Annotated in this window: 24 protein-coding genes and 1 pseudogene; 6 read left to right on the top strand and 19 right to left on the bottom strand. The window is 51.4% G+C overall.

Features of this window, described 5'->3' with window-relative positions; all coding sequences use genetic code 11:
* The first annotated feature begins 13 nt into the window (after positions 1 to 13).
* The gene (locus MRBLPE1_RS25505; protein ID WP_364150900.1) at positions 14 to 1,099 is read left to right on the top strand and encodes a Fe-Mn family superoxide dismutase; all 1,086 of its coding nucleotides are present in this window, start codon (positions 14 to 16) and stop codon (positions 1,097 to 1,099) included.
* A gap of 69 nt (positions 1,100 to 1,168) precedes the next feature.
* Here the strand turns inward: MRBLPE1_RS25505 and folE are convergent, their stop codons facing one another.
* The 8 genes from folE to MRBLPE1_RS25465 form a co-directional block, all read right to left on the bottom strand.
* Positions 1,169 to 1,762 carry a GTP cyclohydrolase I FolE gene (gene folE, locus MRBLPE1_RS25500; protein ID WP_364150897.1) on the bottom strand — a complete coding sequence of 198 codons (594 nt, stop codon included), beginning with the start codon at positions 1,760 to 1,762 and terminating at the stop codon, positions 1,169 to 1,171.
* Positions 1,763 to 1,800: 38 nt separating this feature from the next.
* The gene (locus tag MRBLPE1_RS25495) at positions 1,801 to 2,022 is read right to left on the bottom strand and encodes a YneF family protein (protein ID WP_364150894.1); all 222 of its coding nucleotides are present in this window, start codon (positions 2,020 to 2,022) and stop codon (positions 1,801 to 1,803) included.
* Positions 2,023 to 2,139: 117 nt separating this feature from the next.
* On the bottom strand, positions 2,140 to 2,682 hold the full coding sequence (locus MRBLPE1_RS25490) for a methylated-DNA--[protein]-cysteine S-methyltransferase (RefSeq protein WP_364151517.1): 543 nt from the start codon (positions 2,680 to 2,682) through the stop codon (positions 2,140 to 2,142).
* Positions 2,675 to 3,862 carry a tRNA epoxyqueuosine(34) reductase QueG gene (queG, locus tag MRBLPE1_RS25485; protein WP_364150891.1) on the bottom strand — a complete coding sequence of 396 codons (1,188 nt, stop codon included), beginning with the start codon at positions 3,860 to 3,862 and terminating at the stop codon, positions 2,675 to 2,677. The genes MRBLPE1_RS25490 and queG overlap by 8 nt, the downstream gene beginning before the upstream one ends.
* 2 nt (positions 3,863 to 3,864) lie before the next feature.
* On the bottom strand, positions 3,865 to 4,299 hold the full coding sequence (gene rnhA / locus MRBLPE1_RS25480) for a ribonuclease HI (protein WP_364150888.1): 435 nt from the start codon (positions 4,297 to 4,299) through the stop codon (positions 3,865 to 3,867).
* A 13-nt stretch (positions 4,300 to 4,312) separates the two neighbouring features.
* Positions 4,313 to 4,930, bottom strand: coding sequence for a signal peptidase I (lepB, locus tag MRBLPE1_RS25475; protein ID WP_364150886.1), 618 nt, complete (start codon positions 4,928 to 4,930; stop codon positions 4,313 to 4,315).
* Positions 4,927 to 5,484: a DUF402 domain-containing protein gene (locus MRBLPE1_RS25470; RefSeq protein ID WP_364150884.1), complete on the bottom strand. Its 558-nt coding sequence runs from the start codon at positions 5,482 to 5,484 to the stop codon at positions 4,927 to 4,929. The genes lepB and MRBLPE1_RS25470 overlap by 4 nt, the downstream gene beginning before the upstream one ends.
* 110 nt (positions 5,485 to 5,594) lie before the next feature.
* A complete protein-coding gene (locus MRBLPE1_RS25465; RefSeq protein WP_364150882.1) occupies positions 5,595 to 6,017 on the bottom strand; it encodes a GNAT family N-acetyltransferase in 423 nt (140 codons plus the stop codon).
* Between the two features lie 454 nt (positions 6,018 to 6,471).
* Between MRBLPE1_RS25465 and MRBLPE1_RS25460 the strand changes: the two genes are divergently transcribed.
* Positions 6,472 to 7,083, top strand: coding sequence for a superoxide dismutase (locus tag MRBLPE1_RS25460; protein WP_364150879.1), 612 nt, complete (start codon positions 6,472 to 6,474; stop codon positions 7,081 to 7,083).
* A gap of 174 nt (positions 7,084 to 7,257) precedes the next feature.
* Complete coding sequence (locus tag MRBLPE1_RS25455; protein ID WP_364150876.1) at positions 7,258 to 8,067, top strand: hypothetical protein; 810 nt, start codon at positions 7,258 to 7,260, stop codon at positions 8,065 to 8,067.
* 95 nt (positions 8,068 to 8,162) lie between these two features.
* Here MRBLPE1_RS25455 and MRBLPE1_RS25450 read toward each other — a convergent pair whose 3' ends face one another.
* The 7 genes and pseudogenes from MRBLPE1_RS25450 to MRBLPE1_RS25420 all read right to left on the bottom strand — a co-directional run bounded on the left by MRBLPE1_RS25450 (position 8,163) and on the right by MRBLPE1_RS25420 (position 15,995).
* On the bottom strand, positions 8,163 to 9,281 hold the full coding sequence (locus MRBLPE1_RS25450) for a S1C family serine protease (RefSeq protein WP_364150873.1): 1,119 nt from the start codon (positions 9,279 to 9,281) through the stop codon (positions 8,163 to 8,165).
* Positions 9,282 to 9,293: 12 nt separating this feature from the next.
* Positions 9,294 to 10,547 (bottom strand): FxLYD domain-containing protein, encoded by a 1,254-nt coding sequence (locus MRBLPE1_RS25445; protein ID WP_364150870.1) that lies wholly within the window; start codon positions 10,545 to 10,547, stop codon positions 9,294 to 9,296.
* 294 nt (positions 10,548 to 10,841) lie between these two features.
* A complete protein-coding gene (locus MRBLPE1_RS25440) occupies positions 10,842 to 12,530 on the bottom strand; it encodes a ribulokinase (RefSeq protein WP_364150867.1) in 1,689 nt (562 codons plus the stop codon).
* Between the two features lie 14 nt (positions 12,531 to 12,544).
* A pseudogene (locus tag MRBLPE1_RS25435) lies at positions 12,545 to 12,772 on the bottom strand (class II aldolase/adducin family protein); the annotation flags it as partial.
* 156 nt (positions 12,773 to 12,928) lie between these two features.
* Complete coding sequence (galU, locus tag MRBLPE1_RS25430; protein WP_364150865.1) at positions 12,929 to 13,807, bottom strand: UTP--glucose-1-phosphate uridylyltransferase GalU; 879 nt, start codon at positions 13,805 to 13,807, stop codon at positions 12,929 to 12,931.
* A 128-nt stretch (positions 13,808 to 13,935) separates the two neighbouring features.
* Positions 13,936 to 15,324 (bottom strand): sensor histidine kinase, encoded by a 1,389-nt coding sequence (locus tag MRBLPE1_RS25425; protein ID WP_364150863.1) that lies wholly within the window; start codon positions 15,322 to 15,324, stop codon positions 13,936 to 13,938.
* Positions 15,321 to 15,995: a response regulator transcription factor gene (locus tag MRBLPE1_RS25420; protein WP_364150861.1), complete on the bottom strand. Its 675-nt coding sequence runs from the start codon at positions 15,993 to 15,995 to the stop codon at positions 15,321 to 15,323. The genes MRBLPE1_RS25425 and MRBLPE1_RS25420 overlap by 4 nt, the downstream gene beginning before the upstream one ends.
* A gap of 157 nt (positions 15,996 to 16,152) precedes the next feature.
* Here MRBLPE1_RS25420 and trxB point away from each other — a divergent pair, with 157 nt between their 5' ends.
* From trxB to MRBLPE1_RS25405, 3 genes are all read left to right on the top strand, one after another.
* Complete coding sequence (gene trxB, locus MRBLPE1_RS25415; protein ID WP_364150858.1) at positions 16,153 to 17,097, top strand: thioredoxin-disulfide reductase; 945 nt, start codon at positions 16,153 to 16,155, stop codon at positions 17,095 to 17,097.
* A gap of 232 nt (positions 17,098 to 17,329) precedes the next feature.
* Positions 17,330 to 19,267, top strand: coding sequence for a glycoside hydrolase family 13 protein (locus MRBLPE1_RS25410; RefSeq protein WP_364150856.1), 1,938 nt, complete (start codon positions 17,330 to 17,332; stop codon positions 19,265 to 19,267).
* 204 nt (positions 19,268 to 19,471) lie between these two features.
* The gene (locus MRBLPE1_RS25405) at positions 19,472 to 20,380 is read left to right on the top strand and encodes an AraC family transcriptional regulator (RefSeq protein ID WP_364150854.1); all 909 of its coding nucleotides are present in this window, start codon (positions 19,472 to 19,474) and stop codon (positions 20,378 to 20,380) included.
* A gap of 1,156 nt (positions 20,381 to 21,536) precedes the next feature.
* Here the strand turns inward: MRBLPE1_RS25405 and MRBLPE1_RS25400 are convergent.
* The 4 genes from MRBLPE1_RS25400 to MRBLPE1_RS25385 all read right to left on the bottom strand — a co-directional run bounded on the left by MRBLPE1_RS25400 (position 21,537) and on the right by MRBLPE1_RS25385 (position 24,995).
* Positions 21,537 to 22,028, bottom strand: coding sequence for a YhcH/YjgK/YiaL family protein (locus MRBLPE1_RS25400; RefSeq protein ID WP_364150852.1), 492 nt, complete (start codon positions 22,026 to 22,028; stop codon positions 21,537 to 21,539).
* A gap of 116 nt (positions 22,029 to 22,144) precedes the next feature.
* Positions 22,145 to 23,074 (bottom strand): dihydrodipicolinate synthase family protein, encoded by a 930-nt coding sequence (locus tag MRBLPE1_RS25395; protein WP_364150849.1) that lies wholly within the window; start codon positions 23,072 to 23,074, stop codon positions 22,145 to 22,147.
* A gap of 37 nt (positions 23,075 to 23,111) precedes the next feature.
* Positions 23,112 to 24,128, bottom strand: coding sequence for a sialidase family protein (locus tag MRBLPE1_RS25390; protein ID WP_364150846.1), 1,017 nt, complete (start codon positions 24,126 to 24,128; stop codon positions 23,112 to 23,114).
* Positions 24,129 to 24,167: 39 nt separating this feature from the next.
* Positions 24,168 to 24,995: a carbohydrate ABC transporter permease gene (locus tag MRBLPE1_RS25385; RefSeq protein WP_364150843.1), complete on the bottom strand. Its 828-nt coding sequence runs from the start codon at positions 24,993 to 24,995 to the stop codon at positions 24,168 to 24,170.
* Positions 24,996 to 25,003 lie beyond the last annotated feature (8 nt).

The following is a 25,003-nucleotide window of genomic DNA, read 5'->3' as shown; positions in this document are numbered from 1 at the left end:
GGAGGCGATGGTCGTGCTTTTTGTTTACGGAACGCTCATGCCCGTTCGCGTTATCGAGCTGATTCGTCATTGGAAGCAGCAGGAACAAGAACATGCTGCTGTTATTTTGCAGGCTTTCCCTGAGCTGGATCGCCAATATGTCCAGCTTCTCCAATCCTGGGAGCCCGTCTTCTCCCATACTGCCCATTATACGAATCAATGGTTGGAGGAATGGCTGCCTACCCGCTCCCGCTTGCCTTCCTATGTGGAGCAGACCGTAGAAGCGCTTGTTGACGCTGCGCTGGAGCAGTCGCGCACGTATGTGGACCAACTGTCGCAGCTCATCGAGCGAACGGCATCCGTCTCTTCTCCCATCGCCAAAACCGTCATTCTCCATTCCATCAGGGAATCGAATTACTATATCGGTTTAATGAGCGCTTATCGCCAAGCTGCGAACAGCCCCGGCAATAGCGAGCAGCGCGCCCCGCTCCAGCAAGTACCTATTGGCGGGCATACGCTGCCGCCGCTGCCTTATCCTTATGATGCGCTAGAGCCGTACATTGATGAACAGACCATGCGGATCCACCATGATATCCATCATCAATCCTATGTCGACGGCTTGAATCAAGCAGAGCTACAGCTGCAAGCGGCGCGTGATACCGGCAGCTTTGATCTCGTGAAGCACTGGGAGCGCGAGCTTGCCTTTAACGGTGCAGGCCATTATCTGCATACGCTGTTCTGGAGCATCCTGTCCCCTTATGGAGGCGGAGATCCTACCGGCCTGCTAAGCCAGCAAATCCGAAACGATTTTGGCGGCTTCGCTGCTTTTAAGAAGCAATTCAGCGAGGCAGCGGTAAAAGTGGAAGGCGGCGGCTGGGCCATTCTCGTATGGAGCCCGCGCAGCAGGCGGCTTGAAATTTTGACGGCCGAGAAGCATCAAAACCTATCGCAATGGGACGTTATTCCGCTGCTCCCGCTCGATGTATGGGAGCATGCCTATTATTTGAAGCATCAAAGCAGACGGGCTGATTATGTGCAGGACTGGTGGAACGTGGTGATCTGGCCATTTGTGAATGAACGCTTCGAGGAAGCGCGTAAGCTTGTGTGGACGCCGTTCTAACCGCCAACTGTATAAAAAAAAGCCGGACAGGAGGTCTCCCCTGTCCGGCTTTTTACCGGGCTTGCCAGCCTATTGCTTCAATAATGTCAGAAACTCAGAACGAAGAGCAGAATTGGAACGGAATTCGCCTCTCACGGCGGAGGTTACCGTCTTGCTGCCCGGCTTTTTCACGCCGCGCGCGCACATGCATAAATGCTCGCCTTCGACGACGACCATCACGCCGTTAGGCATCAGCTCCTCATCAAGGATATCCGCGATTTGCGATGTAATTCGTTCTTGCACCTGCAGACGGCGCGTAACCGCCTCTACCAGTCTAGCAAGCTTGCTGAGTCCCGCAATTTTGCCGCTTGGGATATAACCGATATGCGCTTTTCCGAAAAAAGGCGCCATATGATGCTCACACTGGCTGTAATAAACGATATCCTTCACGATAACAAGCTCCTCGTGCTGCTCGTCAAACGTGACACCGAGCACCTCTCGCGGGTCAACCTCATAGCCTGCGAAAATTTCCTCGTACATTCGAGTTACGCGGGCTGGCGTCTCAAGCAATCCTTCACGCTCTACATCTTCGCCAACAAGCTTCAAAATTTCCCTGATATGATGTTCAATCTGCTCCCGGTTGCTCGTTACATTCGAATTGACGTAATCTTTCCGTCCCGCCATTTCTGTACTCTCCCTCCGGTTCCGCCTCGAGCTTATCTTTATCTGCGAGGCATTTTTTGGTTTTTCATCATGTGCTGCGCTTTTTGCATTTGTTGTTTATTGAGGTTATAGCCCATTTGCTTAGCCATTTTCTGAATCATTTCCGGATCGTTTTGCATCTTCTCCAGCTGCTTCCGCAGATAGAATACGCCTACAAAAAAGCCCCCTACAGCTCCTGCTAGCAATGTTATGATTGGTACTACAATGTTTACCCAAGACATCCCTTTCACCCGACCCTTTCTAATCTCCTGCTGTGTATAATGTTCCCATGATAGCATGTTCGACCCGTGTTCGCAATGAAGCGACTGCCGCTTCGCTTAACCTTTTTATGGCTGCTTTTACGGCTTGTCCGGCGCTCTCTTCTCTAAGTCTAGCAGCGCTATTTTTATCGGCAGGCCTCCGCCGTAACCGACCATTTGTCCGCTCGCGCCTATGACGCGGTGGCAGGGCACAATGATCGACACCGGATTGCGGTTATTCGCCCCGCCAACGGCTCGCATCGCGCCCGGCTGGCCCAGCATGACAGCAACATCCTTGTAGGTTCGCGTCTCGCCGTATGGAATTTGCTGCAGGGCAGCCCATACTCTCTGTTGAAACGGCGTGCCGTACATCTGCACGGGAAGCTCGAATTGCTGAAGCTGTCCGTCAAAATAAAGCTGGAGCTGCCTCTCCGCTTCCTTCAGCAGCGGATGGGAGGCCGCCTCCATGAGCGGAATTTCCGCGGCATGCGGACCAACATGTCGCACCCCCCACAGCTGAAGACTTTCCGCGACCGATTCATACGGGGCAAAATCCAAATGGCAAATCCCTTTATCGCTTGCCGTCAGCGTCATCGTCCCGATAGGAGAATCAATCAAAGCCGCATATAGGCGATCAATCATTCGTGCCACCTGCTTCCGCCTTCTGCTCATGACCGTTGGCCGCGGCATCGATTTGTTCGAGCGCATTCGCAATCGCCTGCCGCGCTTCCTCATCGCTTTCTTTGTCTGCAGCCGCAAGCAGCGCCGACCTCGCTTGCTCGCCCCCTATGCGCGCAAGCGACCAAGCTGCTGTTCCGCGCAGCACCGGCCGCGTATCCTGCTCTAGCACGCGAATCAGATCCGGAACGGCGCTCGCCTCTTTGAAGTTGCCAAGCGCAATAACCGCGTTGCGCTGAATCGGCTTTTTCCCGCGCCAAGCCGAGGAGGTACGGCCGTACCTTGCTTGAAACTCTTTATTCCCAACGGTAAGCAAAGGAACGAGTAACGGCTTCACCAGCTCCATATCGGGCTGCAGCTCCTGATGATGCGTCCAGTTTTTGCCTCGGTTAACCGGACATACGGTCTGGCATGTATCACAGCCGTAAAGCCGATTGCCGATTTTGCGCATAAACTCGTCCGAGAGCATTCCTTTGGTCTGCGTTACGAAAGAAATGCATCGGCTGGAATTCAATTGACCCGGACCGACAAGCGCATCCGTCGGACAAGCATCTATGCATTTTGTGCAGCTGCCGCAGCTCTCCGTAACCGGCTCATCCGGCGCAAAAGGCAGGTTGGTGATCATCTCGCCAAGGTATATCCAAGATCCAAGCTCGGGCGATATGATGGAGCAGTTTTTCGCGCTCCAGCCAATGCCTGCGCGTTCTGCTACCGCCCGGTCCGACAAAGCGCCCGTATCCACCATGCTTTCTGCCCGAAGCTCGGGCACGCGCTCCCTTAGCCAAGCCTCCAGCTTGGCTAAACGGTCACGCAAAACCTTATGGTAATCCTCTCCCCAGGCCGAGCGGGACATGATTCCCCGCCTTGCTCCAGGCTCCGATTTGGGCGGGTCCTTCAGCTTCGCGGGATAAGCCACCGCAATCGCGATAATCGACTGGGGATTATCGAACAGCAGCGACGGATTCGTACGCTTCTCGATATCCGGCTCTTCGAAGCCGGACTCCCTGCCGAGCTCGCGATGGTTCAGCAATATTTGTTTTAAGGATACGAACGGATCCGCGGAGGCGACTCCAATTTTGTCGATGCCAAGGCTCTTCGCAGCCTCCTTCATCTCTTCCTTTAACTTTTCCCATCTGTCTGTCATAGCTATAACCTTTTTATTGCTTCACGAGCAAGCTCGTCACAGCGATTATTCCATTGATTGTCGCTGTGGCCTTTTACCTTTACGTATTCTACTTTATGCTTTTGCATAAGCTCCCAAAGCGTTTTCCAGAGCTCCTGGTTCTCCACCGGTTCCTTCTTGCTGTTCTTCCACCCGTTGCGCAGCCAGCCTTTAATCCAGCCCTTCTGGAAGCAATTCACAACATAAGCGGAATCGCTGTAAACCTTCACCTGACACGGCTCCTTCAGCAGCCTCAGACCCTCGATCACCGCCTGGATTTCCATGCGGTTATTCGTCGAATGTTTCTCGCCGCCCGAGATTTCTTTCTGATGAACGCCAAAAAAGAGCACCGCTCCCCAGCCGCCCGGTCCCGGGTTGCCGGAGCAGGCTCCGTCCGTATAGATCATAACCTCCTTCATTGCCGAACCCTCCTTAAAGCGCTCTTATCTCATTGTATGGCCATAAAATAAACTCGGCTCTGCCCTGAATCAGCTCTTCCGGGACCGCATGGAACGACCTGCTGTCCAGACTGGCTCTGGCGTGACGGTTATCTCCCATGACAAAATAATGTCCTTCATTAATAATCTCCGGTCCATAGCTCATATCTTCGATGAGAGAATCCGTATACGGCTCGTCTACCAGCTCTCCGTTCCGGTATAAACGCTGGTCATGCACCTCGATGCGATCGCCGGGCAGGCCGACAATTCTTTTGACAAGATACTTCTTCTCGCCCGTGCCGCTGCCCGGTTCCCTCAAAATAACAACATCTCCGAACTTCGGCTTGCCGACGATGTATATAATCTTGTTAACAAAAAGCCACTCGTGCTCCGTTAAAGTCGGCTCCATCGAATGTCCCTCGACCTTGGACAGGTTGAAGACAAAAAAATGCAGAAGCAGCACAACGGCAAATGCAATCGCGAAGGTTTTGATCCAGTCCATCAGCTCGACAAGCCAGCTTGGACGTTTGTCCGCGGCAGCATTCAGCTGCGGATCCGCTCCCAGCCCCGTGCTGTTTTCCTCCAGCTTCTGATCCGTATCTAGTCTGCTCATTTCTCCACCTCATCTTCGCGCTTCAACCAAGCCTCATAATACATGGCCACAAGCTGGTCATGGAAAGGAGACTGACTCTGATCGATTCGGTGCAAAAGCGCAGCAAGCCCCTCCTGCACCTTATCGTCCACCATTTTCGGATAATGGTAGGCCGCTTTATGCATTTCATACTCATCTTGATCGACAACGAACCTCTCGCCGTCAACTGTGCGGATGACATCCAAATCGTAATCGATATAAGTAAGCACTTCCCCTTGCAAATAAGGAGGCGAGGCAATATTGCAGTAGTAGCGCACGCCTCCCTCTTCTAATAAAGCAACGACGTTGAACCACTGGCCGGGTATAAAAAAGGAGACTGCCGGAACGCGGCTAACCCATATCTTACCGTCTGACTCCTGAATCGGCGTTTGGCTGTTAATGAGCACCTTGATCGCTTCCGCTTTATGCTCGACCGCAAGCAGCTCGTCCGGAACAAGCCAATTCTGATGCCAAGTACGGTGAATGTGACCGTTATGTTTGAAGCTTTTGATGACACAATGCCGATATGGTTCCATCCCGTTCTCCTCGTAAAAGTATATAGTAATAAGAAAAGCATATCTCACCGCCAAAAGCAATGGCGGTGCAGATATGCCCTGCGTACATCATACATGCAGTAAAGTTCGCGTTAACCGGCTACAATGCTCAGTTTCTGAAATGATCTGATAAAATCGTTGGCCACGTACCCCATCGACTCGTACAGCGGTAAAACCGGCTCATTGTGCTCGTCCGCGGTAATTAGTATCTTTGTGACATGGCGCTGTTCGAAACGCTGGCGCAATGCTTGGATGAGCGTTTTACCGATTCCTTTCCTTTGGTGGAGAGGAGAGACGGCAATTCGATAATAATAACCTTTGTTATTATCAATCGTACCGATAATCATGCCCACAATTTCGGAATTTTCGACAGCGACTAGAACCAAATCACTATCCCATGACAACTGGCGGGCAAAAGCTTCCATCGTTTGTTCGTAGCACTCTTCGGAAAGAACTTCCTCGAGAAGTGCTGTAATTGGTCGGTAATCGGACAACTGGAAGGAACGAACATTCATTTAAATTACACCTTCTATACCATGTCATAGTACTGCATTTAGAATATATTACGACAAAATTTAACGAAATCCTGCTTGTATCTTTAATATTCCTTAAAAAAATTAAACAAATCATCGATTATCTCTTGAAAACGCTTTATATTAAGCGCTTACACTGATTTAATCGTTTTTTTGTTAACGCCGCTCCTTCCATATGACTAGTTCGTATAATTTCGATAGGTTAGTGATACCCTATTTTAGGGTATTAGGCTTTATAAGTTTTCGCCTATAAAAGTGCTGCTTTTGCGCCGCGGTACGGCTGCTCTGAAACTTAGGATCGCGACTGCCGCTTATGCTTGGGTTAGGTTCGAACCCTTAGCTCCTTTCGACTTTTGCAACAATAATGTTGATTTATTCGATCGGATAAGGGATAATGGACTTGGATAACTACATATAATTAGGAGGCTGTAAAAAAATGGCACATCAACTACCAGCTTTGCCTTACGCGCACAACGCACTTGAGCCGCATATCGATGCGACAACAATGGAAATTCACCACGGCCGTCACCATAATGCTTACGTGACTAACCTTAACGCTGCTTTGGAGTCCGCTCCTGAATTGCAAAGCAAATCGATCGACGAATTGATCGCTGACCTTGCAAGCGTTCCTGAAGGTATCCGTACTGCTGTTCGCAACAATGGCGGCGGACACGCGAACCACAGCTTGTTCTGGGAAACAATCGCTCCAAACGCAGGCGGAGCACCAAGCGGCGCTCTTGCAGCAGCAATCGAAAGCGAGCTTGGCGGCTTTGAAACTTTCAAAGCAGACTTCGCTAAAGCAGCAACAACTCGTTTCGGCAGCGGCTGGGCATTCCTAGCAGTTGCAAACGGCAAATTGAAAGTATACAGCTTGCCAAACCAAGACAGCCCGATCATGGAAGGCGAAACGCCAATCCTAGGTCTTGATGTATGGGAGCACGCTTACTACCTGAACTACCAAAACAAACGCCCTGATTACATCGCAGCGTTCTGGAACGTAGTAAACTGGGATGAAGTTAGCAAACGTTACGAAGCAGCTGTAAAATAATATATTTAGTAAACGGCGCTTGCCTCCTATATGGGGCAGCGCCGTTTTTTTTTTGCGTCTTAGGGCATAATTTTGTTCCACCCTCCTGCATTTGTACACCGGATAGGCATCTGCCGCATACGATAGATAAGGATAGATGCCTAATTTGTTTCGTAAAGGAGTATGAGTGCTTGCATGGATTATACTTACATTAACCAGCAACAATTCAGCGCGGATGCGCGGCAAGCGGTTCAAGCAGGCAGCGACTGCGGCTGCGGCGGACCGCGCACCATCATGCCTCCGCCTCCGCCGGGAGGCCAAGGGCCTGGCGGGCCTGGTATGTTCCCTCCTGGACCCGGACCGTTCCCGCCTGGACCAGGGCCGTTTCCTCCTGGACCCGGACCGTTCCCTCCTGGACCTGGACCATTCCCTCCTGGACCCGGACCGTTCCCTCCTGGACCCGGACCGTTCCCACCTGGACCCGGACCGTTCCCTCCTGGACCCGGACCATTCCCTCCTGGACCCGGACCATTCCCTCCTGGACCCGGACCATTCCCTCCTGGACCAGGGCCGTTTCCGCCGCCAAGACCGCCGTTTCCTTTTCCGTTCCCTATTCCGTTCCCGATTCCCTTCCCGTTCCCTCCAGGTCCTCAAGCTTCGGTGACGGTTGTCATCAATGGCGGAAGAGCGTTCCCTTACGTGACGCAAGCCTATCGCGTGCGTTTCCGTCCCGGCTTGACGATCTATCAAGCGCTTGCGGAAACAGGGGTCGTTCGCTTCAATTTTAACGGCCAAATCATTTCCGTCAGCGGCATTCCGATTGGCGGCAATATCAGCTATCAGCTTCAGCTTAACGGCCGTGTCATTCCTGCTTCCCTGCTCAACTTCCCGCTTCAGCGAAATGACTCCGTCGCGCTTCAGCTCTTTTACAATCCTTTTCCGCGTGAGGATGGGGACGAATTCGCAGATGAAACGTACACCTTCGACCCTGCTTCCGAGGATTAAGCAGCAAAAGATTAACCAACCACACAAAAAGAGCGAGTAAAAGCCGTCCCCCCTGGGCGGTTTCCTCGCTCTTTCTTTTTTATTAGGCGCAGCCTTTATTTAATCGCTTTTCCTTTGCCGCTTATCAGCTTTAATTGATCGTTCTCGTAGCCAACCTCATAGGTTACCTGGTATTTGCTTAACACATATTTGCCGTCTACGCGTTCATCTACGGAAATTACGGCGATAACGGTCGCTTTGTCTTCCTTGCTGTCCTTTACATGCATATCGTCGATAACAACATTTAACGTCCCTAAGTAGCCTTCGCGGAATTTCTCGTAGCTCGTCCCTTCTTTCCAATTGCCTCCGAGCAGCGAGTAAGCATACACATAATCCGCATTATTCAGACTGTCATAGAAATGCGTTACCAGATAGCCGGCAAACTCTTCTACCTCAGCATCTTCCTCCAGGCCGGCAGTCTCATCGGCAATCTCCAGCTCAGGCAGCTCTTTCATCGGCTCTTCTGACCAGTCCTCCGCAATCTCGATCACGTTCGAAATCGGAATGCTGAATCCGATCGAGCCTTGCTCGTACCCCGCCGAGTTGATGCCGAGCACGGCGCCCGACGTCTGATCGACAAGCGGCCCTCCGCTGTTGCCCGGCGCAATGGGCGCCGAAATTTGATACAAATCGGAATATAAATACGGTTCGATCTCAAAGCTTCTGCCTAACCCGCTTATGATGCCGGTCGTGACCGTATTTTGAAAGCCGAGCGGACTGCCCACGGCCAGCACCTCGTCGCCGACCTCCGCTTTCCCGTCACGGACCACCTGCAGCGGCTCGGTCCCAGCCAGCGCTTCGACGCGAACGACGGCAATATCCGTCTCCGTGCTGATGCCGATGACCTCGCCGTCCATTTCGCGTGCGTCAGCCGTTTTTATTTTCACCTTCTTGGCGCCTGCGACGACATGCGCATTCGTGATCAGATCGCCCTCTTTGTTATATAGAAACCCGGACCCTTGGGAGCCGTCTTCCGTTTCAATCATGACGACCAGCTTCTGCGTTTCAAAAATAATATCCTTCAGCGTCTTTTTCTGTCCGATTTCCGCTACAGCGAGCAGCGGCTTCCCCTGCAGCCTGCCCGGCATTTCAGAATGAACGGCCAGCGCGGCAGCCATTCCGCCACAGACAATAAGAGTGGATGCGATGGCGCTGATCCATGCTCGTTTACTCATCTCATCGCCCCCTTAATCCAAATACCAAGTCGCATGGTCAACGACGACGGTTGTATTCTCGACATAAACACCGTATACGGTGCTCGTAAAGGTTATTTTCTCGCCTGGCTCCACGTAATCAGGAGAAGCCACGGCCGTGCCCGAGCCTACCTCGTTGCCTTCCGCGTCGTAGACAATGAATTTCACGGTGATCGAATAGATCGGACGCGTAGCCGCGTTTTTAAGCTCGCCTGCGATATTCAAATCACCGAACTCATCAAGCGTCGAATCGATTTGGATCACCTCGACAGCTGCCGTTTGGTTTTTGAGATCCTCGGCCGCCGCTTGCTGCATCGCTTGCTCCAGCCGCTGCTGCTCATCCTTCTCGTAATCTGCCCGGGCTTCGGTGATTTTTTTCTCCAGCTCAGCTAATTTAGGGTTATCCTTGGCGTAGGTCAGCCCCTTCGAAGCAGCATCCAAAGCGTCTGAGTAGTTTTTCTTCTTGAGCAGCGATTCGGCTTCCTTCAAGCTGATATCTACGATCTTCGCCACGATCTGCTCCCTCACAGCGGCTGCTTCTTCACCCTCTAAATGTTTAGCAACATTAAGCTTTGCCGCCAGCTCATCGACGGTCTTCGCATCGGCGAGCTCTACAGTCAGCTTCATTACGCCCAGCTTCACCGAATAGTTGTCCAACTGCTCCTTTACCCTCGTAAAGATCGGCTCGGTATGCCCGTCCAGCTCGTTTCCCGCTTTCTCGATCGTCTGCTCCGCTTCGGCAAGCTTCTGTTCCTCCAGCAGCTTGGCTGCCGCAGTCACCGACTGCGACAGTTCCGCGGCAATTGCAACGATCTCAGCGTCCTTCTGTACCGCCGCAAAGGCTGGCCGCGCTTCTGCAGCTTCTTTAAGCAACGCCTGCGCTTCGTCATACCTGCCTGCCAGCGCCGCGGATTTCGCCTCCGCCTGAAGCTTAATCACGCTGTCATTAATTCCTGCTTGATATATATAGTAGCCAAAAACAGAACCCGCCGTAACGAGTGCTAGAATGATAGGCAGCAGCCATGCCCACAGCGAGCCCTTAGCGCCGCGCTTCCGGGTGTCCATGGATATGGCAGCCCGCTTGTTTCCCCGATCCGTCTCTATAGAAGCAGCCGTCTCCAGCAGGACTAACGTCCGCTCAGCACCTGCATTTGCTGCGCTGTCCTCATCCGTTGCAAGCAATCTTCCGCACTGGCTGCAATAAATCGCATCATCTGTCCGCTTCTTCCCGCAATGATGGCAATACACTTCCGTTCATCCCCCAGCCTTGATTCTCTCTACACACATTTATCTATTCTATCTCAAAAAGTAAATGATCTCCATTTTTTATTGGTGGAAATTTTTTAATCGGTATAGCAGGCTGAATTCCTATCCGAATCGCCATGTTTCCATCGGCAGCTCACATAAAAAAAAGACAGGGCTCCTCCCAAAAGCAGCACCGCTGCTTAAAGGAGAGCCCTATCTTCTTCCGAATAGGCCATATGCTTTTTTCATGTTGGCCTCAGGCCGGTCACGGGTTTCTTTTCATGCGGAAACCGTCTTTTAATCATGAAAGCCGGCTAAAGCCTGCTCTTCTTTAATCGCTTTTAGACGTTTCATAACATCGTTAGAACCACGGCCGTAATAGTCATGAAGCAGATTGTATTCCGCATACAGCTTCTCGTATACCGCCACGTTCCCGGGAATCGGCTTGAACGTCTCTTCACGTACACGTGCCATGCTTTGAGCCGCTTCGACGATGCTGTCAAAGCCGCCCTTTTCTGCGCCTGCCGCTACCGCTCCGAACATCGCCGCGCCCAGCGCCGGCGTTTGCTTCGAAGCCGCGACCTTGATCTCGCGATTCGTTACGTCCGCATAGATTTGCATAAGCAGCGCGTTTTTCTGCGGCAATCCGCCGCAGGCATACAATTCGTTGACCTCTACGCCGTTATTGCGGAAAGCATCGACGATCTTGCGCGTGCCGAATGCAGTTGCTTCAAGCAGGGAGCGATAGATCTCCCAAGGCTTAGTGAGCAGCGTCAAGCCAACAATCGTACCGGTAAGATCCGTGTCTACCAATACGGAGCGGTTGCCGTTCCACCAGTCCAGCGCAAGCAGTCCGGACTCGCCGGCCTTCAGCTCGTTCGCTTTGCGCGTTAAATAAACATGTACGTTTTCTCCGGCTTTTTCCGCTTCTTCAAATACGTAAGCAGGAACCGACTCCTCAACGAACCATTCGAAAATATCGCCAACCGCGGATTGACCCGCTTCATAGCCGAAGTAACCAGGGATGATGCCGTCTTCTACGACGCCGCACATGCCTTCAACTTCCTTCTCCTCCGTGCCGAGGAGCATGTGGCAAATCGATGTGCCCATCGCCATAACCAGCTTGCCCGGCGTTACGACGCCGACGCCAGGTACAGCCGCATGCGCATCGACGTTGCCAACGGCAATCGCCGTGCCCGGCGCCAGTCCGATGCGGGCCGCAAGCTCCGGCAGCAAGTCGCCAGCCTTGGAGCCGAGCGGCACTACCTCGCCGCGCAGCTTCGTTTCCGTCAAATTCTCAAGGCGCGGATCAAGCGCTTTGAAAAAGTCTTTGCTAGGATATCCTTCTTGTTTATGCCACATGCCTTTGTATCCGGCCGTACAGCTGTTGCGAACGATATTGCCTGTCAGCTGGCCGATAACCCAGTCGGTCGCTTCCACGAATTTATCCGCCGTTTCATAGATCTCAGGCGCTTCGTTCAAAATTTGCCAAGCCTTTGCCATCATCCATTCGGAGGAAATTTTGCCGCCGTAACGCGGTACCCACTTCTCTCCACGCTGAGCAGCCATCTCATTGATAAGATTAGCCTCATCCTGGGCCGCGTGATGCTTCCAGAGCTTTACCCAGCTATGCGGATTATCCTTGTAGGAATCCTGCACGCAAAGCGGCTCTCCCTTTTCATCGATCGGAAGCATGGTGCATGCCGTAAAGTCGATGCCGAGTCCAATGACCTCGGCAGGATCGATTCCCGATTCCTTCATGACAGCGGGAACGGACCGTTCAAGCACTTCGATATAATCAAGCGGATGCTGCAGCGCCCAGTCATGCTCAAGCTTAATGTCGGAGACAGGAAGCTTCTCATCGATAACATGATGCGTATATGGCGTAACGTGCTCCGCTACCTCAGCGCCGTTAGACAAATCAATAAGTACGGCGCGACCCGATTGCGTGCCGTAGTCGACACCGATTGCGTATTTTTTGCTCATTATCCGAATCCCCCTTATTTTTGGCCGTAGTAGGCATTTGCTCCATGCTTGCGTAAATAATGACGATCTAACAAAGCTTGATCCATTAGCTGCACATTCGGATTAAGCTGGAACGTATGCAAGGCCATCTTTGCGCATTCCTCAAGAACGACCGCGTTATGAACCGCATTATGCGGGTCCTTGCCCCAGCAGAACGGCGCGTGGCTGTTAACCAGCACGGAAGGCACTTGATTCGGATCAATATTGTTATTCTCTCAGCTCCGTTAGTTGTATGCCTAGTAGTATAGCATAAGCGAAACTTGTACGTACATGATCTTATCCGGATAGGAACAAGGAATAAGCTTCCTTATCCATAAAAAAAGAACCGCCACCGGCGGTCCTGGATTCTCTTTATGAGTTTATGCCTTCGTTTCCCGCAGTCGCGCCTGCAGGTACCTTCTAACCTCATCGCCAAGATCCGCGCGCTCCAACGCAAAATCAATGGTCGCTTGGACAAAGCCGAGCTTATCGCCCACATCATGACGGCGGCCGTCAAAGCGAAACGCGGTTAACGAGGCCATTCGGTTTAATTGCTGCAGGCTGTCGGTCAACTGGATCTCGCCCGCTTTGCCTGGCGCCGCTTTCTCCAGCAGTCCAAATATCGCAGGATCCAGAACGTAGCGGCCGACAACCGCATAATTGGAAGGAGCTTGTCCCGGCGCCGGCTTCTCGATGATATCGCGGACGCGGGCTATCTGCTTGCCCGGTTCCATATCGACGATGCCGTATTTATGGGTCTGATCCCACGGCACCTCCATAACGGCGACGACCGAAGATTGCTCCCGCTCATAAATGTCGATCATTTGGCGCAAGCACGGCGGATCGGATTTCAAAATATCGTCGCCGAGCAATACCGCAAAGGGCTCGTCCACGATGAAGCGGCGCGCGCACAATACAGCATGGCCAAGTCCCAGCGGCTCCTTCTGCCTTACGTAATAGATGTCGGCCAGCTGCGATATTTTTTGCACCATCTCCAGCATTTCCTCGTTATGCCGCGCCTCAAGCTCCATTTCCAGCTCTGCCGACTTGTCAAAATGATCCTCGATGGCCCGTTTGTTGCGCCCGCTGACGATCACGATGCTGTCGATGCCGGATTGCACCGCCTCTTCCACGATATATTGAATGGCAGGCTTGTCGATGATCGGGAGCATTTCTTTTGGCTGTGCCTTGGTTGCCGGCAAAAACCTTGTCCCGAGTCCCCCTGCGGGTATGATCGCTTTCCGTATCCGCTTTTCCATTCGAGCTTCTCCCCCAGAACGTTGCATGAATTGTATAGGCTACCTCCATCATAACCGCTCCATTCCCGATTAGCCATGTTTACATCCTCTATAAACGCGCCCGTCAGGCAAGGCGCCGGTCATCGCGATTAAGCCGGCGGCGTGAACGGGAGCCGTATGATAAAGCTTGCGCCCGCAAGCTGATCGACCCCGGGGTCAAGCATAATGCTCCCTCCATGGATATGGGCAATGGTTTGCGCAATGGACAGCCCAAGGCCGCTGCCTCCCTGGCTGCGGTCACGCGACACGTCTCCCTTATAAAACCGTTCGAATACGCGCTCCCGGTCCTCTTCGCTAATGCCGATCCCCGTATCGGAAATTCGGACCACCGCGAAGCCGTCCTGCCCGGTCAGCGAAAAAAAGATTTTACCGTCCTCGGGCGTAAATTTCATGCTGTTCGCCAATAGGTTCATCCATACCTGATTGAGCTGGTCGCGGTCTGCCGTAATGACCGTTTCCTCCATTAGAAGCTCTACCGTTTGCCGCTTGGCTATCCACTGCGGCTCGCAGGCAAGCACGACGTCCCGCAGCTGGCGGTCCAGCCGATATGGCTGCGGGTGAAACGGATGCTGCTGCGAGTCCAGCGATGCCAGGTTAAGCAAATTTTCGCTAAGACGCGAAAGGCGCATGCTTTCCTGCTTAATGATGCTGATATAGCGGTCCCGCTCGGCTTCCGTCACTTCCCCGCTGCGGAGCGCCTCGGCAAAGCCCCCGATGGAGGTGAGCGGCGACTGGATTTCATGGGACACATTCGATACGAAATCCTGGCGCATCATTTCAAGCTGCGACAAGCTGAGCGCCATCTTGTTCATGCCCTCGGCGAGCTCGCCGAGCTCGTCGCCCCGTCTTGCAGGCAAACGCACGCTGAAGTCGCCCTCCGACATCCTTCTCGCCGCATTGGTCATCATTTTTAAAGGCCTCACGAGATAACGGGCCGCTACCAAAATAAGCACGCATCCAACGACCAGCAAAGTGACGAGCAGCGTCACGGCTGTCCAAATAAAGTTGCTGTTTTGCGGAAAACGATCCGGCTGGACAAACAAAGCCCATCTCTCGCCGCCGAATTGCACCAGTCTGCCTATGGCTGGAGGCAGCGGCGGGCTTCCCGTCTCCCTGTTGAACATTTCCATGCGCACCGTACTGCCGCTGAATATGCTTGCCAGCTGCTGGTACGTGAGCCTCTCCACCATGGCATCGCTTCTCTCTCCAACCGATACTAGGCGGTTGGCGCTGCTGACCGCGATAATCGACAGCCCCTGCAGATTCGACATCTCCTCCAAAAACTCTTTCATCGATGCCGGCTCTGACACCGCATAAAGCTGCTCGATACGCTCAATGGCTTTCTCCAACTGATTGGGCAGCTGGCCCCGTGCATCCCGTTTGAACATTTGATTCGTGAATAGAAATGCCACGCCTATGCTAATAAGTACAATGATTAAAAAAGTAGCCGTGATGCGGACATACAGGCTGCGGATCATGACCATTCCTCCAGCCTGTACCCGAGTCCCCTGATCGTTACGATTCGGAAACGGTATTGCTCCTCGGGAAACCTGTCGCGCAGCCTCTTGATATGTACGTCAACCGTCCGCTCGTCGCCCTCGTAGTCCATGCCCCAAATCTGTTCGATGAGCTGGTCGCGCGCAAAGGTTTTTCCCGGGTAGCTGGCCAGCTTGAACAGCAGCTCGAATTCCTTTGGCGGCAAGGTCACCTTCTCTCCGTCCGCTGACATATGAAAGTCGGTTTGGTTCATTATAACGCCGCCGAATTCGACCGTCTGCGACGCGGTGATCCGGTATCTTTTGAGCAAGGCCTTGACCCGCACGACCAGCTCCGGCGGATCAAACGGCTTGACCATATAGTCGTCCGCCCCCAGCTCAAAGCCTTTTACCTTCTGCGTCGTTTCTCCTTTTGCCGTCAGCATGAGCAGCGGAATATCATAGCTGGCGCGCATTGCGGCGCAAAGCGCCCAGCCGTCCATACGGGGCATCATAACATCGATAATCGCCAAATCGGGACGGACCGCCTCCAGCTTCTCCAATGCGTCTACGCCATCTATAGCTTCCATAACCTGGCAGCCTTCTCTTTTCAAAAAAAGACCGACCAGCTCGCGAATGTTCGGATCATCATCTACAACAACAATTTTGGGCATTTCAATCGTCCTCCAGTCTGGCTTATGCAGTCGCTCAAATTAGCATACAATACGAACATGAACGTTACATGAACGATATTGACTTTGGAGCTAGATTGTAATAATTTTAAAGTAGTACTTATTATCCGATAAACATCCGAAATGGAGGAGATTATAGATGACTTACAAAACGATTATTATTGGTACGGGTCCTGCCGGATTGACGGCTGCCATTTATTTGGCCCGCGCGAACATGGAGCCGCTCGTTATTGAAGGCTGGCAGCCTGGCGGCCAGCTTACGACGACGACCGAGGTAGAAAACTTCCCTGGATTCCCCGAAGGTATTCTGGGCAGCGAGCTCATGTCCAATATGCGTAAGCAAGCACAGCGCTTCGGCGCGAAATTCAAAACAGGCTCCGTCAAAAGCGTGGACTTCAGCAAGCGCCCTTACACGCTCGACGTGGAAGGCATCGGCGAGCTGCAAGCCGATTCGATCATTATCTCAACGGGCGCTTCGGCCAGATACCTCGGCATACCGGGCGAGCAAGAAAATATCGGACGCGGCGTAAGCACCTGCGCGACCTGTGACGGTTTCTTCTTCCGCGGCAAAAAGATTATTGTCGTCGGCGGAGGCGACTCGGCGATGGAAGAAGCCGTGTTCCTTACCCGCTTCGCGTCGGAGGTTAGACTCGTGCACCGCCGCGATGAGCTTCGCGCTTCAAAAATCATGCAGGACCGCGCCCGCGCCAATGATAAAATCGTTTGGAGCTTAAACCGCACGCCGCTTGAAGTGGCTGCGACAGGCATGGGCTTGCAAGGGTTGAAGGTGCGCAATAATGAAACAGGCGAAGAAGAGCTGCTCGAGTCGGACGGCCTGTTTGTTACCATTGGACACACGCCGAATACCGGCTTCCTAGGCGGACAAATCGACACCGATGAGCAGGGCTACATTATCGTGAAGCCAGGCACCTCGGAGACGAACATTCCAGGCGTATACGCATGCGGCGACGTTCAGGACCGCAATTACCGTCAAGCGATTACGGCTGCCGGCAGCGGATGCATGGCAGCGCTGGATTGTGAACGCTTCTTGGAATCGCAAGCGCATGAAGCGGTTCACGCGTAATTTTTTTTCGTAAACGTACTAGTACAAAACGTGCAAATTATGTATAATAAACGTGTTGAGAGTTACAATAGAAAGGCAATGCTACCGCAACCATTTGTTCGCAATATGCTTCGCGTGAGCGGCGCCTGAACGTTTGATGGGAAAAGGTACAACCTCGGCTTTTATGAGCAGAGGTTGTACCTTTTTTCGCGTTTTCACCCTTTATTTATTTCATCCATAAGGAGCGATTATCATGTTATTAGAAGCGGTATATCACAGGCCGAAGCAAAACTGGGCTTACGCCTACGACGGAAAGACGCTGCACCTTCGTTTGCGCACCAAAAAAGACGATGTGGCCTCGGTTGAAGCGATTGTCGGCGATAAGTATGCTTGGGAGCAAACCATCACAACGGTCCCCATGCGCATTTTATCCTCGGATGCACGATTCGATTATTGGGAAACGGCTGTCCTCCCTCCTTTCCGCCGTCTGCGTTATGCCTTTCGTTTAACCAGCGGTTCTGAAAGCATTCTGCTTACCGATAAAGGCTTCGAGCTAATGCTGCCGGATAATCCGAATACGTTTTTCGATTTCCCTTATATTAATCCCATCGACGTATTCGAGCCGCCGGCTTGGGTGAAGGATGCGGTCTTCTATCAAATATTTCCGGAGCGCTTCGCGAACGGCGATCCATCGCTCGATCCCGCGAATGTACTGCCTTGGGGCGGCGAGCCGACTCCTTATAATTTCTTTGGCGGCGATTTGCAGGGCGTAATCGATCATTTGGACCACATTTCGGCGCTGGGCATTAATGCCGTTTATTTTACGCCGCTGTTCGAAGCGACGACGAATCATAAATATGATACACAGGATTATATGAAGGTCGATCCCCAGTTCGGAACCAACGAGAAGCTGAAGGAGCTGGTGGATGCCTGCCATGCCCGCGGCATTCGCGTCCTGCTGGATGCGGTGTTCAACCACTCGGGCAAAACCTTCCCTCCGTTTGTGGATGCGCAGATAAACGGACAGCAGTCGAAATACGCAGACTGGTTCTATGTGCGGGAATGGCCGCTGCAGGTGGTAGACGGTGTCCCTTCTTACGAGACGTTTGCTTTCGAGCCGCTCATGCCGAAGCTGAACACCGAGCATCCCGAGGTAAAGCAATACTTGTTCGAGGTTGCACGATTCTGGATCGAGGAAATCGGCATCGACGGCTGGCGGCTTGACGTGGCCAATGAGGTCGACCACCAATTTTGGCGCGAATTCCGCCAGACCGTGAAAAAGGTCAATCCGGAGGCCTATATCCTGGGTGAAATTTGGCATGACTCGATGATGTGGCTGCAGGGCGATCAATTCGATGCGGTCATGAACTATCCGTTCACGAACGCCGTGCTTGATTTCTTTGCTTACCAGACCATCGATGCCGCCGACTTCGCGAATGCCATCGGCTCGCAGCTTGCCGCTTATCCGCAGCAGGTAACCGAAGCCGCTTTCAACTTGCTCGATAGTCACGATACACCCCGCCTGCTTACCATTTGCGGGGACAACACGGAATCCATGAAGCTTTCGTCGTTGTTCCAGCTGACTTACCCTGGAACCCCATGTATTTATTACGGGGATGAGGTAGGGATTAACGGCGCGGGCGACCCCGGCTGCCGCAAATGCATGGTGTGGGACCCGGCTGAGCAAAATCGCGAGCTGCTCGCCTTCTACACGTCGGCAATAGGGCTTCGCCACAAATACCGCGCGCTCCGCAGCGCGGATATTTCCTTCGTGCATGTCGGCGCAGCAGACGGCACCTTGGTATATGAGCGCCGCGACGGCGATCAGCGCCTGCTTATCGCGCTGAATGCGCGCGGCGAGGCTGCTGATCTGAGCTTCGCGATTGAGGCTGCGCCAACTAATCAAGGCGCGCTGCCTCATGAGATCGCGTTTGCCGGGTTCTCCGGCAAAGCGGATTCGGATGTACCGGTTTTTGCTGACGGCTCGGCGGCAGCTGACAGCAGCGCAGATTTAACAGTTGCAGTTACAGATGAGGTAACCGCGCCCGTTGAATCGGCATGGTTAACGCTCCTGTCAAGCGAGGGCGGAAGCGCTGATGGGCTTACCAAGGCAATAAGCACGGTTGAAGGCAAGCTTCAGCTTGCGCTGCCGGCCTACGGCTATGTCATCCTGGAGCAAACGGCATTGTAGCAGCTTTGCAAGCCTAAATGACTGGCGCGTCCGCAATCGCCAAAGCAGTCGTTTCAAAGTAATATAAAAAGGGGAATGTTTAAGCAGGCGTTATCGGCCGCGAAACATTCCCCTTTTTGATTTGGCTGATCCGGCTCATCCCGAATGGGTGAGCCGCATGCTATCATATAGGTACATCCATCATTTCGTATGGGAGGAAGCCGCATGACACGCGAACGATTCGAACAGCCGGCCAGCTCTGTCCTTGATGAATTCACGAACCTGTTTTTGGCCAAATACCCGGTTCATTGCGAGCTTCGTACGGGACCGCTTGGCCGCAAGGCGCTTCACCATCACGATGGTTACGAAATTTATCTCTGCTTGCGCGGTACCGGCTCCTATATCGTGGAGAATAATCTCTACCCTCTTCATGCGGGAACGCTCACCGTCATTGCTCCGCATGTGCTGCATCATCCGTTCTCCAAGCCGGAACAGGACTTTGATCGTTACGTGCTGTCCGTAAGCGACTCTTACCTGAATCGCCTCGACCAGGCATGTCCGGATATGGAAGAAGGAATCGGCAGCCTTCTGACGGGCGGAGCCTCCGGCCGGCATTATTTCCTTCCGGCTCCGCAATTCGAGCAGGCACGCCTGCTGCTGGAGGAGCTCAGCGCTTCGCTCGCCTCGAACCTGCCATTTCGTGAACTCTCAGTGCTGCGATGTATGTCAGAGCTTGTGCTGCTTATGATTAGAAAGCATGAGGAGCCGCATGCTCAGAGGGAAACATTATCCGAAGACGAGAGGCTCATCGGAGACGTTGTCGCTTATCTCGCAGCCTCCTACCGCGAGGAGCTGCATATAGACGACCTGCTGCGTAAATTTCCGGTGTCGCGATCCCGCCTGTTTCGGCTTTTCAAGGAAACGACCGGTTATTCGGTCAAGCGTTTCTTGAATGAATACCGGCTGAGCAAAGCGAAAGGTCTATTAATTGAGACCTCCTTGCCCATGATAGATATTGCCGGACAAACCGGCTTTGGCGATCTTTCGCATTTTTTCCACCAATTCCGTACGTCCACCGGAATGACACCGATGTCTTATCGGCGCCAGGCCGCGCTCGGCAGAACGCAAGGGTAAACGATTATCGCCGCTTCCTTACAAAGGATAACATGGATAGTTATAGAATAATTCACTTAGCACGAGTGTAACTGGGCGGAAAGTATTATAACAGGCGCTGCGACGGCCTGCTCATTTTATTAAGCTAATAGGCAGAAACGAAGGCATAAGATCTTGATCATAGGATGAATTTTTACTTTTATAATTTTTTTCGAATGCGTGAAACAATTTCACCTTAAGTTACGTTTAATAAAATATGTGAAATGCCTAGATGGCAGGTAAACTTATTTAAAAATTTCGGCTAAACCTTCATTTTACGAGAATAAAACCGATATAGTTCGTGGACTCAATGTTCCTCTCAACCGCTGAGTAAAAAAGGTTATGAAATGAATGGATGTTCTTCAAGAATTGGTTCATGATTAAAAATAACGGTAGGCTAAACCTTCATTTTTGTTAATAACTAAAAAAGAGAACCCCAGTTTGTAAAGCTGGGGCCAAGGTTCCTCTGGTGACTCTCAAACACCGGAGGAGTAACAAAGGTTATGAAATGAACGCGATGTTCACCAGCGTCTCGTTCACAATTCATAATATAAAGGATGTCAGCTTATTTGTCATTTCCAAAAAACTGGATAAAAATACAGAGACAGTCAGCATTATTGCATTTATTCAGTTTATATAATATATTTAAAGGTTTGAGAAAAGATTCTAAACGTTTTAATACTTTCCTAATCATTATGTGATAAAACCCTCTATACCCCAAAAAATATTTTTTTAATTAATATTAATGTTAAATTTGATATAAAACAGTAAACTAAAAAGTTTACAATGTGCTTAAAAAAATAATTAAATGGTTGATTCTTCAATTGTTGTTTATCCGAAGGTGTAGGCCACGTGGATACATTAAAATATTCTCACCTGCATCACGCTAACGGAGAACGTTAGCGATTCTTTATATGGACGTCAGTGAATTCTATATCTCGTGGGATAGATCTGTTTTTTATGTAATTTATGAAATAAAACTAATTTTTCGAAGTCTGCCGATTTTTCGATTCAAAAACCGCGTGTGATCAACAACCCCAGACTAAAACTTTATTTATATGAACACTTATTTATGCAATTTATGAAGAAGGGGCAGCCCCAAAAGGTCTATAACCTTTTGGGGCTGCCCCTTCTTCGACTAATCATACTGGTTATTCCATAACTGCTTATGAATCTTTATAACGATTTTTTTCAGTTCACCGGGCTCATCCACCGCGCAACACGGACGGTGTATATCGGAGGGATAGAAGACGGCAAACTGGCCTTGTGTCAGCACCAGACTGGATTCTTGATTCTCCATCCTTGCGTAATAAACAATATCCCGGACAGCCAAATCCTGCTCTTCGACTACAAGATGATCAGAGAGCCTAATAAAATCGATTCTTTCTTCCCCGCTTACGACGTACTGAATGTCTACATAAGTACTATGTGACTCCAATCTCTGCTCACTGCTCGGCTGCGTAACGATTTGCTGCACAAAAGCGTACATAAGCCCTTCTTCTGCCAGCTCATATCTCCCCGGCTCCTTATCGGCAAGCCCGCCTGATAGCAAATGCTCCAAAGCTCTGCGGACAGCCTGGGGATAGAACTGGATCTCCTGCGCGAGATGCTGAATATCGCCAACGATCATATGGCAGCGCTTCTTTCTTCCTGCTGCAATCGAATATGCTTCAGCTGTTTCATCACAGCGCTTCCGCCCCGCTTCTTCTCCATCTATCCTGCCCCCTGTAATTTACCGTTTATCCATCAATTTTTTTTCGCGTACGACTTGGCATACGTTTCAGTTAACCGATGCAGCTGTTCCACTTCTAATCGATTTGTTGGCGTGAACTCGTCAGCGTTTTTGGAGCGGCAGTTGTAATTGTCGTATACCCCTTCGAGCATTAAGTAATATTTGGCGTTGACCGGATACAGCTGCTTCTCGATCAAAGAAGCGAGGCTTAGGAAATTAATGAGCTGCTCCGCTTCCCTCGGCTGATCTAAGCCGTCATGCATAAGCTTTACATACAGCTCTGGATGGAAATTGGCCATCACGCCGCTATAACCGGTTACTCCCAGCTTCAGCGTCTCCAGCAGCGTAGCGGTATTCGCGTTATACAGGTTTAAGCCGGTCCCTTGCACCGCTTGCATTTTCTCCGTCATATTAGCAATGTCGCAGCTCGTATCCTTAAGGAATAGAAACCTGTCCGTTTCAGCGCACCACTTCAATAACGACGGCGATATCAACCTCTTATAAGGATAGGGGCATTCGTAAAAACCAAGCGGCACCGATTCAGGAAGCTCTGCCATAAGCTTCTCCAGATTCTCCAGCCATACCTCATCGGATTCATCCTCGCGTGCCAGCCGATTCGTAATGAGCACTAACGCATCGATGCCCGTGGCCGCGATGGCCTGCAGCTCTTCTACTTGATCCTCAAAGGAATCAGAAATATGGCCGGAAGCAATAACCGGTACGCGCCCGGCAGCCTTTTCCTTTACAAAAGCCGCAAGCTCTACTCTCTCCTCCAAGCTTAAATAGAACATCTCGCTCGATTGGCATACCGCGAATAGCCCATCAACTCCTTTGCGGATATACCATTCTATCGCCTTCTCAAGCACCTTATAATCAATTTTATTATCTTCTGTAAACGGGGTGACCATTGTCGGCCATACGCCTGTCGATATCTTCATGTTCATCCGGTTCTCCCTCTTACTCCGTCTTATCTTATTCATCCTATGAAAGGTTAATCATGCAAAATGCAATGTTCTCTCTTTTCCATGTATAAGTTATGAATAACTGATTGCCGTCTGCTAGAATCGCAGGGTAAGAAAACTCGCCTTCCTCATCCTCCAAAATATAAGGGGGTTCCCAGGTTAAACCGTTATCCAGGGAAGCGCTCAGTACCAGAGGCGACCTCTCGCCCCAATTCTTGCCCACCGGGTTATAAGCAAGCACCAAAGTTCCATTACCCAGCTTAACCAAATCAATACCGCTGTTATTATTCGGAAGCTCTGTCGGATAGGCCTGCGACCAAGTTCTGCCCCCGTCCTCCGAATCGCTGCGGTAAATGCGCCCTTCCGTGCTTCGCAGCAGCATGTGGACATGTCCCGGCCTCGACTCCCATAAGGTAGGCTGAATGACGCCCCGTCCGGAGAAGGACTGCTTCGATACCGGAATGCCGCTATCCATTACTTCCTCTATGCCGCTGTAATCCAAGCCTTGGATCACGACTGAGCCGCTCTTCGTCCAGGTGATACCGCCATCCTCCGAGCGGTCGGTGAACGCTTGCCAAATGCCATCCTCCGTAGATGCCGGAGCTAACCAAGTGCCGTCTGACAGCACAATGAGCTTATTCCTTACCGGCCCTCTTCCTCCGCGGTCTCCCTCCACAAGCTCGAGCGGATCTGACCATGTTTCGCCTTTATCCATCGAAACTTTATACCTTGTATACCATTCTTTGAGCAAGGCTCCTACTTTGTAATAGAGGATAAGCTCACCGTTGTTCTTCTGATGAAAAACAGGGTTCCAATGCGGCAGGTCCTCTTCGTCCGCGAGCACAACCGGCTTCGTCCAGTTCCCTTGGCGCCTTCTTGAGCACCAAATCGCAATGTCTCCCTCGCCCTCCTTACTGCCGGCAAACCAAGCAACCAAAATATCCCCGTCTGGCAAGACAACGAAATGGGAAGCATGGCAGCTGGAGAATGGAGGTTCGCTGCTGAATATAAGCTCTTTCGTTAAGGTTGTATACATGATGCGCCTCCTATAGCACTATGCAATAGCTGCCTTCGGTTAACCCTTAATACCTGTATTCGCGATCCCTTCAACAAAATAACGCTGCAGCGACAGAAATACGATGATAGACGGAATGATTGCCATACATGCACCCGCAAGCGAAGTGCCGTATTGGAACTGCGCTGTCGAATTAGCTCCGCCCATGAACTGGGCAATACCAACCGTCAATGGCTTCAACGAGTTGTCTCTAATCGCAATAAGCGGCCAGAGGAAATTGTTCCAGTTCGTAATAAACATCAGAATGGTTACCGTGGAGACAGCCGGCTTCGAGAGCGGCAGCATGATTCGCGAGAATATGCCAAAATCCTTGCAGCCGTCTATACGCGCCGCTTCCTCCAGCTCCTTCGGAATACTCTTGAAAAAGCTCGTCAGAATAAACACGCTCGTTACGTTCGCGCCTGCTACTAGAATAATCGAAGCGAATGTATTGAGGAGGCCAAGCTCCGAGACAAGCAGAAACAAAGGAACGATATACGCTTGAATCGGAATAAGCAGCATAGAAACAACTAAAGTAAAGATCAGCTTCTTCCCTCTGAACTCCAAACGGCCAAAGGCGTATGCAGCCAACGTGGTTAGAATAAGCACTAGAATCGTAGAGGCAACCGTAATAAAGACGCTGTTCCACATCCAGGTGAGAAAGGGATGATTCTTAAGCACGAGCGAATAGTTGCTGAACGTAAAATGCTCAGGAATCCAGCGCGGCGGATAGCTTATAATTTGATTCTCCGGCTTTACTGAAGAAATAAGCGACCAAAAAAGCGGAAACAAGAAAATGATCCCTATAAAGGCCATCAAAACATATACGGATATTTTTTTCACATTCATGTATCGCT

It is taken from the genome of Paenibacillus sp. LPE1-1-1.1, assembly GCF_040676435.1.
Taxonomy (GTDB): domain Bacteria; phylum Bacillota; class Bacilli; order Paenibacillales; family Paenibacillaceae; genus Pristimantibacillus.
The sequence above is the reverse complement of the archived record's forward strand: the minus strand, read 5'-3'. Positions and strand labels throughout refer to the sequence as shown.